Raw genomic sequence first — 11,294 nt, 5'->3', positions numbered from 1 at the left:
GTGGTGTCGGCGAGAGCGGTTATTCAAGAGTTTGCCGCAAGCTCAGCCGTTAAGACGGATAACGCCCTTACACGAGCTGAGGCGGCCAGCATGCTGAGCCGGGTGACCCAATTGCCAAAGCCCAACATGGCGGATGTCGCGTCGGTATTTCCTGATCTGGACAAGCATAGCAGCCGCAGTGATGTGCGCAAGCTCGTTGCACTTGGAATGATTGCGAAAAATGACTACCCCAAAGGCTTCCAGCCTGACAAGGCAGTGACTCGCTTTGAAATGATGAAGTGGATGGCCAGCGGACTTGCGGCGTCCGATGAAAGCTTCAAGCAAGCGCTGGCGGATACTGCGAGCACGCTGCTGCCTACTCCTGAGACTTATAAAGGCGGCATTGCGGACAAGCAAATTCCGTACATTGCCGTTATTCGAGGTACCGGCATTATTACAGGGATGCAGGACGGCACGTTTCGGCCAGCAGATCCCATTTCGAAAGCTGAACTGGCGGCCATTCTGCTCCGCTATAAGCGAGTGGAGGGTACCAAAGCTGACAGCTATCAGGCTTTGAATGAGCTGCGCGAAGTGGGATTAACCGGCACTAATCTGACCAGCATTACGAAATATAAATATTCGCGGGAATCTCCTTACAACGATGACGGAAGCTATAGGCTCGAAGCTGTTGCCAAGGTTGGAATTGACTTGGATCAGCATATTGATGCCCGTACATTAGAGCCTTATCTCAGCATTCCTGGCATCGGACTGGATTACCATGTTTATGTAAATGGCTATAGCCAACGTTATAAATTCGTCAAGCTGGAGGAGCTTGAGATGAGCCTCGAGGAAGCTGTCGCCGATGCCTATGCTAGCGGATATTCTCCTAGACTCGGAGTGGAGGAGCCTGGCCAGCTTAGCCCAAAAGATTTGAAATTGCTGCTGTCCCACGAGGATGCCTATATTAATATAGAGCAGAGCCGGATGCCGTTTACCTCTTTCGCCGACGTGGTCGACAGCCCGATTAAGGCCAAGAAGGTCGCTACGGTCAAGCTGCACCGGATGATTTTCGTCGATGTTCCCGTCACGGGCAAGGGGGAGGCGAAGGGTGTTTATGCCAACTATTTTGCTGATTCCATAGCATCTTGGCGCAAGCTTGATAATAGTGTTTATATGGCCTTCACTGAAATGACGATCCAGACGCATGCGGAAAAAATGGATCTCATGGGCTTCTATAGCGCCATCGGCAATGGGAATGGGAACGGATTTTTCAAGTTCAGCCGTCTTGCTCCCGAAACGATGGATAAAAACGGGCTGACTACCGTCCCGATGGCTACTTCCACCTATTTTACTAAGGATAGCGTCAGACGTTTTTGGACCTTTGGCACCTATCTTAAAAGCAACTATTATCCGCCTCACCTTAAAACCGACTCAGGCGCTTACTTCAGAACGTATTATCAATCGTAATCGAAGCATCCCTTGTCCTCTCTCTATGAGAGCGAAGGGGTGCTTTTTCTCTTTTTGCTCAAAGGATGAGCGGGTTTGGTGTTCTTGATGAAATGATGTCCAAAAAAAAGGACTTCCTGTTCTAATTTTGGATACCTTTATCATACTCTGGGTATATATGCCATTTAGTATTGAGATGGTATTTATAGTGTTAATTGCACTTAATGGTTTAGAGCTTATTACCAGGAGGGATCGTTTATGGAAAGGCCTATTGGGATTATTGTGTCAGAACCGCATGCTTTAGCAGGGCAAGGTAGTCGTTCAAGTGGAAACTTCTCTACGGATTGGTTTGGAGGAGCCCATGTCATGTTGGTTGAAGTAACGGTTGATGGTCAAATTGATAATACGATAACTTTCAGTATTGCTGAAGATAAAAGTGGCAGTGATCCCGTTAGAGCTAAAAATGTGAAGAATAACGATCAAGTGGGGTATATAGGAAGTAACTCGTTATACATTTGTGAGGTTAGATGTCCAGTGAATAAGAATTTTATGATTACATTTAAACCTTATGTCAAGTAAATCATTCAAAATGAATTTTTATGAAGATAGTCCATTAAATTTAGGAGTGTGAATCATGAGCAGACCAATCGCTGTTGTTGTATCCAGTAATACCGTTTTAAATGATGAAAGAAGTCGCACAAGTGGTAATTTTTCGACGAAATGGTTTGGCTCATGTAAATATATGGAGGTTGAAGTGAGCGTAAATGGTAAAATTAATAATGATATTAAATTCAGCATGGCTATTGATATTAATAATGGAAACGATGTTACGAAATATAATGACGTCAAAAATGGTTCAAGAATAGATTATTATGATTCAAATACATTTTATATTTGTGAGGTACCTTCAAGTCAACGTGAAAATTTTATGGTTAAGTTTTTTCCCGTATAGGAGCAGGGTGCAGCTTGTTCAATTAACGTAATTAATGTAATGGTGAAGGTGAAGGTGAAAAGGGATGTCCCCGACCGTTAGGCTCGGGGACATCCCTTGCTGCATCATGCAGGTAAATGGAAGGTTGAGCGGGAGATATCGGTACGAATTGTTATTTCACCGGGCTGACGGGTGCTGTCGGTGTTCCCGCAGCGGCTGGGTCAGCCTCACGTGCTGGCTGAGCTTGCGTCTCGACCTGCTCAGCAGGGGCGAGCATCGCTTGAAGCGCTGCCTGGTTAAGCAAGCTCCACGGCTTATTGTAATGCGGCTGGAAGAAGAAGTCGACGAAGCCGAGCTCATCAATCGTCATGCGGTTTTGGATGCACACCGACATCGTATTCATCATTTGCGTCAGATCGGCTTTCGATAAAATTTGTGCACCGACGACACGCTCGCTGTCCGCTTCATAAACGAATTTCAGCGTGACCTCCTCAAACGTTGGCATAAATTCCGGACGGTAGTTTTCAATGATTGTGACAGTTTTCACATTCATTTCAGCAGCAAGCGCAGCCGTTTCAGTTAGGCCCGTCGAAGCAATATTGTAGTCAAATAGCTTAATCGCCGACGTTCCTTGCGTGCCTAAATATTTCACGCGCGGCTGCAGCAGGTTTTTGCCGATGAGCGTTCCCATCCGAACCGCATTCGTTGCGAGTGGAATGTAGGCATGCTGGCCAGTTGGGTTGTACATCACCGCGCAGCTGTCTCCGGCAGCGAACACATCCGGCTGGCTGGTGCGCATATATTCGTCGACGATAATTGCGCCATTGGGCAGCATATCGACTTGGCCTTTCAGCAGCTCCGTATTAGGACGGAAGCCAATGCACATAATGACAAGATCAGCCTCGTATTCGCCTTTGGTCGTCAAAATCTGATTCACTTCACCATTCGCACCCTTGAAGCCGGTAACGGTCTGGTCAAGCGCAAGCTCGATGCCATGCGCGGCGAGATCGGCTTCAATGACATCGGTGTATTCTTGATCCAAATACTTGTACAAAATGCGATCCATATTATCGATCAGCGTCACCTGCTTGCCGAGCTGCTCGAACGCTTCCACCAGCTCGATGCCGATGTAGCCAGCGCCGATGACGGCAATGCGGTTGGCGTATTTTGCTTTTTCGATAATCGTTTGGGCGTGATTGTAGTTTTTGCATAAAAGAATATTTTCAAGCTCCATGCCTTCAAGCTTTGGAATAATCGGCCACGAGCCAGTTGTCACGACGAGCTTGTCATAGCTATTTTCAAACGTTTCATTCGTCAGCAGATTGCGGACGGTTACGGTTTTTGCATTGGTATCGACGTTCAGCACCTCATGCTGCATATGCGTTTGAACGCCCATGACGGCAAGCTGCTCAGGCGAAGCGTAGAAAAGCTTCGTTGGATCTTTGACGACGCCTCCGACATGAAGGGCGATGCCGCACGACAGGAAGGAAATGTTGTCATTTTTCTCGAAAACGGTAATTTCCGCCTCAGGGTGAAGCTTGATCATTTGATTAATAGCGGCAGTTCCTGCATGTGTACATCCAATAACGGTAACCTTCATAGTAGGGGCCTCCTCGAGTATATGTGAATGTTTTCACAACCATAATGTTTAATGTGAAATGATTCACAATGTGTTGTTGGTATTATCATAAAACATTCGATGCCTGAAAACAAGGTCGGAATTGTGAACTTTTTCACAAGGTATGGCATAGCCCCTTCGAGCCATATTCAAGCGGGTTGTTTTCAGCCACAATAAAAGGTGTACAATATACAGGAGTAGGATAGAGTGACAGTGGCGCGAGGGCCAGACGTCAATGAGAAAAGAGGGATGCGGCGTGACTCAGCCGGTTCGAATATTAATTGTGGACGACCATCATCATGCGCGCGAGGGCATTCGGGCGATTTTGCAGGCGGAGCCTTTGTTTGAGGTTGTCGGCGAGGGCTGCAATGGGCTTGAAGCGCTTGCTCTTACGGAGCAGCTGATGCCGGATTTGATTTTGATGGATATTAATATGAAAGAGATGGACGGGCTCGAAGCGACGAAGGAAATCAAAGCCCGTTACCCCTATGTAAAAATAGTGATTATAACCGTATCGGATGATATAACGCATCTGTTTGAGGCGCTAAAGAAAGGTGCGCAGGGCTATTTGCTCAAAAATTTAAATCCCGGCGCCTGGCGCGAATATTTGAAGGCGATTGCGCTTGATGAAGCGCCTTTGTCGCGGGAGCTGGCGCAGCGCATTTTGCAGGAGTTTGCCCTTGCTGGAGCGGGCAGGCAGCAGGCTGAGGAAAGTCCGCTCACGGCGCGGGAGCAGGAGATTTTGCGCTGTGTGGCACAGGGGGCGGCCAATCGGGACATTGCCGGCATGCTGATGATTTCCGAGCATACCGTGAAAAATCATCTCAAAAACATTTTGCAGAAGCTCCATCTGGACAATCGCGTACAGCTGGCGAAATATGCGTTCGAGCAAGGGTATTTGCGGGACTAAAGCTTGGAAGGATGCTTGTGCCATGCTGGCGAAGCGTCATCAAAGGTTCACAGCTTGGCGACAATGCGGGTGCGGAAATAGCCCTTTGTAGTCATTCTTTCCCTGAGGGCAGGTCGATATAATAGGATTTAGTTATCCAATATCGATGCTCAGGGGGCTATTTTAATGATCGTTTGGAAAAAGAAACTGGCAGCCGCAGTGCTTGCCGCAGTATTAACATTCAGCGTTTCGGCGACGGCTTTCGCCCATGACGGCTGGACACAGACGAATGCGCCGATTATCGCGCAGGGTGAGGTTGCGTATGTGGATATGCTTTTCGGCAACCATTCCAATGATCACAAAAGCTATCGCATTACCGGCCAATGGGGTGTAGACAGCTCGAAGGTATATGTGACTTCTCCGGCAGGCGTGAAGACGGACATTACGTCAACGCGGTTTTACACAGGTGAAGCAGCTACAGAGACGGAGCCAGCCGTAAACAATGGTTTTGTCGCTTCCTTCTCGGCGGCATCGCCAGGCGCTTACATCGTAACGGGTGAATCGGACAGCGTGAGTACGACCTCGCTCAGCCGCTCGTTGCGCAGCGCGAAATCGTTCGTAGCCATCAGCGATCTTCCGCTTATTGCCCGAGTCAGCGCGCTGAAAGGCTTTGCGAATCCAGTGAGCCTTGACCGTGCGGAGTTCGTCCCGCAGTTCAATCCGGCAGCTGCCGTGCCAGGTCAGGATGTAAAGGTGCAATTGCTGCTCAAAGGCGAGCCGGTAGCGGATGCTAAAGTATCGCTCATTCGCCGCAGCAACTCCGAAGGGCAGACGCTGACAACGGATGACAATGGATTTGTGACTTATAAGACGGGAGCAGCCGACTATTATTTGCTGCGTGCTTCGACGTCTACGGATGAGAGCAAAGAGGGCGAATATACGAAGGTCAATTATACAGCAACGATGACCTACACGGTGCAAAATGCAGGCGTCAAGCTGCCAGCGGGCAAAGCTAGCCCTATTCCTTATGTATATGTCGATGGGAAACTCGTATCCAGCGACAGCCTAACCATTGTGAAAGGCTCAACGAACGCGAGCGCCGATTTTCTGAAGCAATATATTGACCCGAGCTACAGCAGCAAAAATGCCGCTTCCTTGCGTCAAACAGCTGAAAAAGCAGGAGCGGTTGTCGAGTTTTTGCCGGCAGTTGGCGATACACGTGCAGCCGTGCTGATTTATACGAAAAAATAGAAGGTCATAACCGGCAGCGAGCAATAGTGCTTTGTCTGCCAGTGAACAACAATTGAAAGCAGCTGCCCTAAACGCGCAGCACTGCTTACGCATAGCGGGGTCGCCATCATTAGGCGGCTCTGTTTGCATGAGAAGGAAGGAGAGGCGAATGATTCCTCATAAGTTGAAAATAAACCTGCTTGCACTGGCGGCGCTGCTGCTGTTCATGCTTTGCAGCCCGGCCCTTGCGGACGCGCATGCGAATATGGAGCGCTCGACTCCGCTCCAGGATGCCGAGCTCAGCGAATCGCCTTCATCCATTCGCATTCAGTATACAGAAGAGTTCGATCCGGATTTAAGCCGGATTGTGCTGGAGGATGAGGCTGGCAATACGATAAAAGGCAAGCTGTCTGCGGAGAAGGACAGATGGCTTGTATATACGATTCCTAAGCTGTCGCCAGGTATCTATAAGGTGAAATGGCAGGTGCTGTCCGTGGATACACATGTCACGGACGGTTCCTTTCGCTTTGCAGTCGGCATGCCGCTCGCGACGACGAAGCCAAGCGATACGATCTCGCTTGATGGCGGTGCCAGCAATGCCTCGCCGTCACCGACAGCGACGGCGAAGCCTAGTGCATCAGCCTCGCCGAGTGCCGGAGGCGGGAGCGTCGGCCAGGGCAAGGACGCTTCATCGGGAGCGGCTAGCCAGCCGGGTAGCGGAAGCACCAGCAGTAGCAGCAGCACCTCTGGAGGTAAAGGCGGCGGCTCGCAGGGTGGTGTTGACGCTAACGGCAGCGGCTCTGGAGGCGCGGTGGGAGGTGGCACTTCCTCAGAAGCCAAGACGAATGGCGGTGGAAGCGGCTCGGCGAGTCCTGCATCAAGTGCTGGTTCAGGAAGCGGTGGAGCAGTAGGAGGCGACACTGGATCGGGCGCTGGGGAAGCGGAAGGCTCCAGCAGCTCCGGTCAAGGCGGAACGGGCAGCGCAGCAGGCGGTACTAGCTCGGTAGCGGAGCCGGATCGATCGGCTGGAGCTGGGAGCAGCGAAGTATCCGTGGGAAGTGAAGAGGCTGCAGGCTCTCTTAAAGAGAGCGACGGGAAAGCGGCAAGCGGCGATTCTGCTGCATTGGCTAACGGTGAGCAGCAAGCTGCAACCGGTCTTGACCCATCAAACACCGCATCCGAATCGCCTACTGCAGTGGAAGGAGATGGAGCAGCGGGCGAGGCGGCGCAAGCAGCGGATGAATCGCATGGGCATTCCATGTCTGGCGATCATGGAGCCAATCACGATATGGACATGGACATGGACATGGATGCGAACGGCAATATGATCGGCCATTCGGATGACCATGATGCTGGACATCAGAGCGATTGGCGTACAGTTATTTACACGCTGCTGCGAATTATTGAGGTCATTGCTGCGGCGTGCATAGTTGCTTTTTTATATGCCAGGTATGTGCTTTGGTCGCGTGCGGATAGCTCAGCGATACCGCGGCTGCTTAGCAAGCGCAGCGAGCGCCTCTTGTTTATAGGTGCGGCGATAGCGCTTGGCGCCACAGGATTTTTCCACGTATGGCTGTTAGCAGAGCAGCTTAGCGCATTTGAAATGGGAAGCGGCGGAGCGCTGTACCAAAAGATTTTATCCACGACGATGGTGGGACGCGCAGCATGGCTGCGGCCTGCATTGGCGGCGCTTATGCTGCTGCTGGCCTATGCGCCGCAGCGTGATGAACGCTGGGTTGCGCCGTTGAAGTGGTTGATGGCTTTGCTGTTAACGGTGCTTTACCCATTAACGGGTCATGCTAATGCTTCTAGTTTCCTATCAGTGGCGGTACTGTCGCATATTGTGCATATATGGACCGCAGCCATATGGTTCGGCGGCATCCTCGCCATTATTGGGGCCACTTGGAAGACTAGTTTTCCTAGCGCCGAAGAGCAGCGAGACGCGTTAATGCTCATGATCAAGCGATTTTCAAAGGCCGCGCTGCCTATTATTATTTTGCTGGCCGCAACGGGTCTCATCTTGTCGTTGCAGCGGCTTAACGCATGGACGGAGCTCGCAGGCAGCAGCTATGGACGTTTGGTTGTGCTAAAAACGCTGCTGCTGGTTGCCGTTATCGGCATTGGCGCTTATCATCGTTTTTCCCTAATGCCGCGTTTGGCGGCAGGGATGAAAAAGGGGGTAGCAGACAACAGCTCTGCTCCTAAATTTGTGCAAGCGGTGCGTGTAGAGGCGCTGCTGGCGCTGGCTGCTTTTATCGTAGCTGGCATGCTGTCTTCCACTGCGCCACCAGAGCAGCCTGCTTTTGCTGAACCTGTGTACTGGCATGTGATGGGCGATAAAGCCCATATGTCTATGCGAATTAAGCCAGAAGAGCAGATCTATCAGCTGGATGTGTGGCTGCCGACTGGTATGGGCGCTCCAACGCTTATCGCGGTACAAGCGAAGGATGATAGCGAGCAGGGGGATATGCGGAACATTCCCTTCGAGTTTAATAAGGGCGGGCCAGATCCTTATGGCTTTGAAGGCTTTGACAAATATACGTATTTGTCTAAGGCTCCCGTGCCTGCGGTCGGCGATATATGGGATATGACGATTGTCATTACCGATTCAACGGGCAAGGAGCATCGCTACGAGAAGCGCATACCTTAATGCGTGAAATAAGCGATAACCGCTAGCCCGCGAAACGACTATTTTGGCATATAATCCGAACATAAACGAATGAGTATACAACGGAAAGAGGAGCAAATCTTGCTCCTCTTTCTTTATTTTAAATAAGTGAAAAGGAATAGAAAGGAAAGAATTCCTTTAGTATGGAATGATTTAGCAACCATTTCAATCGTGAATTGGAGATGAGACGGATACAATAATCTTTTTGTTGAAAATTTGTTACAAATACAATGAAAAATCTATCAATTTTCAAATGAGGTCTGTCGACTATAATTACATATACAATAAATGCAAGCTGGGGAGATTACATCATGAAGGAGAAGAGAGAGATGAAGAAAAAAACGCAATGGCAGCAAAAGTTTTATATGAGGAGGCTTAGAAGCAGGCTTCTTCTCTATATTTCCTTGATGCTCATTCTTTCACTTGCCGTTTCTACATTCTTTTCTTACAGCAATGCTAAAATTCAGCTTCAGGATAAAATGGGACAAACAGCAGCCTCTACGGTATCCTCGCTTGATATGTCGATCGATCAGATCATTGGGCTTGAGAAAGCCAATGTGAAGCAACTAGCCTACTTGCTCTCATCGGCAGCAGTAGATGAAAAGGCTGAGACTACTCAGGCGCTTATAGACAATTTTACAGCAAACCATCCCGAGGTGGAAATTGTAACGATTGGCAACGCGAACGGCAGCTGGATGAAATCGCCGAATCCGGGTCAGGAGGATTACGACCCGCGGGAGCGCTCTTGGTACAAGGCGATTATGGCGGCTTCAGGAGAAGTTGTCGTATCCCAGCCGGGCTTATCGGCAACGACGAATAAGTATACGATTACTGTGTCTCAAGCGTTTGCAGATGGTCAGGGCGGGGTTACCGTTGCTTTGAGCGTAGAGGCAATCGGGCAATTAATTCAAAATGTTAAAATCGGCTCGGAGGGCTTTGTTTATTTGATGGATCAGCAGGGCGTTATTTTGGCGCATCCTACGATTGAAGTAGGAACTCCTATTAATAATGAAGGTATTCAGTCCATTCTTGGGCAGGATAGCGGGGAGCTTTTCTACAATGATCCGATTAACAATGTGGAACGCAAAGCCTTTTACGTGACGAACAAGGATACCGGACTGAAATTGGTCGGGGCTCTGCCAACCGAGGAGTTTAGGGAGGCCGCGCTGCCTATATTGCTTAACTCGCTGCTCGTCATGGTCATTTCGCTCGTTGCGGCATTCGGCATTTTATTCTTTATTATCCGGGCCATTACAAGGCCTATCGAGCAATTGAACCGTGCGGCCAGACGGGTAAGCGAAGGTTATTTGCAGGAAAAAGTCGAGACGAAGCGCCGGGACGAAATCGGGGAGCTTGCGGGTAACTTCAACGCGATGGTCGATTCTCTCCGCGGTATTGTTATGGAAGTGGCGGATTCGTCGAATCAGCTGGCGGCTGCCAGCCAGCAGCTTAGTGCAAGCACAACTGAAAATACGAAGACGGTGGAGCTTGTATCGGAGCTGATCGGCGGAGCGGCACAAGGGGCGGACAATCAAGCGCGCATGACGGACGAGACGCGCAGAACGATGGAGGAAATGGCGATCGGCATTACGAGAATTGCTGAAGCATCGTCTGAAATTGTGCAATCGTCGAAGGAGACGGAGCAGAATGTTGCGGAAGGCAGCGATAAAGTACAGGAAGTAACGGTTCAAATGAGAAAAATCGGCGAATCCATCGACCAGTCCTCCGAGCAGATCGAGCAGCTGCATGATCTTAGCGCACAGGTGACGCAGATGAGTACAGCGATTGCAGGCATTGCCAAGCAGACGAATCTTCTGTCGCTTAATGCGGCCATTGAAGCATCGCGGGCAGGCGATCATGGCAAAGGCTTTGCCGTCGTTGCACAGGAAGTGCAGAAGCTGGCAGATCAGACGAAGACGACAGCCGATGAAATATTGGATACGATTGGCCAAATGACGAAGCTGGTTGCAGCTACTTACGATATGATGAAATACAAAGTTTCCGAGGATATGCGGGGAGGACTGCGTATAACGGAGGAAGCAGGACAGGCGCTGGCAAGCATTGAACATTCCACGAGGCTGATTGTCCAGCAAATTCATGATGTCTCGGCGGTGACGGAGGAGATGTCGGCAAGTGCCGAGGAAGTGGCGGCGTCCATTCACGAGGTTTCGGGCATTGCGAACGAATCGTCACAATCGTTTCGCCAAGTGACACAGGCTGGCAACCAGCAGCTTGATGCGATGGAGGGCATTTCCTCATCTGCAGTCGGCCTGTCGGAAATTGCTTCCGAGCTGCAAAACAAAGTAGGCAGCTTTAAACTGTAAGCTGCGATAACACGATGCACGCCTGATTAGCGTAGACAAAGAAATAAACAATAAACACGGAAATCAATAGAGGATTAAATACAAAAACAGCCGTCCTGCGCAGCCTATTGGCTGCCATGCAGGATGGCTGTTTTTATTGCTGCTCGGTGGCTGAACGCTATAGCGAAAGTTAAACGACGCAGCTTCGCGCGCAGCCAATGCCTAATTAG

General features: G+C 50.0%; 8 protein-coding genes. 7 read left to right on the top strand and 1 reads right to left on the bottom strand.

What is annotated here, in order from left to right:
- Positions 1-3: 3 nt before the first annotated feature.
- From AC50YG_RS28775 to AC50YG_RS28765, 3 genes are all read left to right on the top strand, one after another.
- Positions 4-1,446, top strand: a complete 1,443-nt coding sequence (locus AC50YG_RS28775) for an S-layer homology domain-containing protein (protein ID WP_494832004.1) — start codon at positions 4-6, stop codon at positions 1,444-1,446.
- Between the two features lie 237 nt (positions 1,447-1,683).
- A complete protein-coding gene (locus AC50YG_RS28770) occupies positions 1,684-2,004 on the top strand; it encodes a hypothetical protein (RefSeq protein ID WP_494832002.1) in 321 nt (106 codons plus the stop codon).
- Positions 2,005-2,059: 55 nt separating this feature from the next.
- Positions 2,060-2,377: a hypothetical protein gene (locus tag AC50YG_RS28765; RefSeq protein WP_341279491.1), complete on the top strand. Its 318-nt coding sequence runs from the start codon at positions 2,060-2,062 to the stop codon at positions 2,375-2,377.
- Positions 2,378-2,528: 151 nt separating this feature from the next.
- Here the strand turns inward: AC50YG_RS28765 and AC50YG_RS28760 are convergent, their stop codons facing one another.
- Complete coding sequence (locus tag AC50YG_RS28760; protein WP_494832000.1) at positions 2,529-3,956, bottom strand: FAD-dependent oxidoreductase; 1,428 nt, start codon at positions 3,954-3,956, stop codon at positions 2,529-2,531.
- Positions 3,957-4,209: 253 nt separating this feature from the next.
- Between AC50YG_RS28760 and AC50YG_RS28755 the strand changes: the two genes are divergently transcribed.
- From AC50YG_RS28755 to AC50YG_RS28740, 4 genes are all read left to right on the top strand, one after another.
- Positions 4,210-4,884 carry a response regulator gene (locus AC50YG_RS28755; RefSeq protein WP_473759057.1) on the top strand — a complete coding sequence of 225 codons (675 nt, stop codon included), beginning with the start codon at positions 4,210-4,212 and terminating at the stop codon, positions 4,882-4,884.
- Between the two features lie 165 nt (positions 4,885-5,049).
- Entirely contained in the window at positions 5,050-6,114 is a 1,065-nt protein-coding gene (locus AC50YG_RS28750) for a DUF4198 domain-containing protein (RefSeq protein WP_494831996.1), read from the top strand.
- A 148-nt stretch (positions 6,115-6,262) separates the two neighbouring features.
- A complete protein-coding gene (locus AC50YG_RS28745; RefSeq protein WP_494831991.1) occupies positions 6,263-8,743 on the top strand; it encodes a CopD family protein in 2,481 nt (826 codons plus the stop codon).
- Between the two features lie 347 nt (positions 8,744-9,090).
- Positions 9,091-11,085, top strand: a complete 1,995-nt coding sequence (locus tag AC50YG_RS28740; RefSeq protein WP_494831989.1) for a methyl-accepting chemotaxis protein — start codon at positions 9,091-9,093, stop codon at positions 11,083-11,085.
- Positions 11,086-11,294: the final 209 nt, after the last annotated feature.

It is taken from the genome of Paenibacillus sp. J31R34 (assembly GCF_059383715.1).
This window is presented reverse-complemented; position numbering and strand designations above follow the sequence as displayed.

Bases quoted from the DNA above. Each gene is read 5' to 3' on its own strand.
- AC50YG_RS28760 (WP_494832000.1), bottom strand. From the start codon at position 3,956: ATGAAGGTTACCGTTATTGGATGTACACATGCAGGAACTGCCGCTATT.
- AC50YG_RS28750 (WP_494831996.1), top strand. From the start codon at position 5,050: ATGATCGTTTGGAAAAAGAAACTGGCAGCCGCAGTGCTTGCCGCAGTA.
- AC50YG_RS28770 (WP_494832002.1), top strand. From the start codon at position 1,684: ATGGAAAGGCCTATTGGGATTATTGTGTCAGAACCGCATGCTTTAGCA.
- AC50YG_RS28745 (WP_494831991.1), top strand. From the start codon at position 6,263: ATGATTCCTCATAAGTTGAAAATAAACCTGCTTGCACTGGCGGCGCTG.
- AC50YG_RS28765 (WP_341279491.1), top strand. From the start codon at position 2,060: ATGAGCAGACCAATCGCTGTTGTTGTATCCAGTAATACCGTTTTAAAT.
- AC50YG_RS28740 (WP_494831989.1), top strand. From the start codon at position 9,091: ATGAAGAAAAAAACGCAATGGCAGCAAAAGTTTTATATGAGGAGGCTT.
- AC50YG_RS28755 (WP_473759057.1), top strand. From the start codon at position 4,210: ATGAGAAAAGAGGGATGCGGCGTGACTCAGCCGGTTCGAATATTAATT.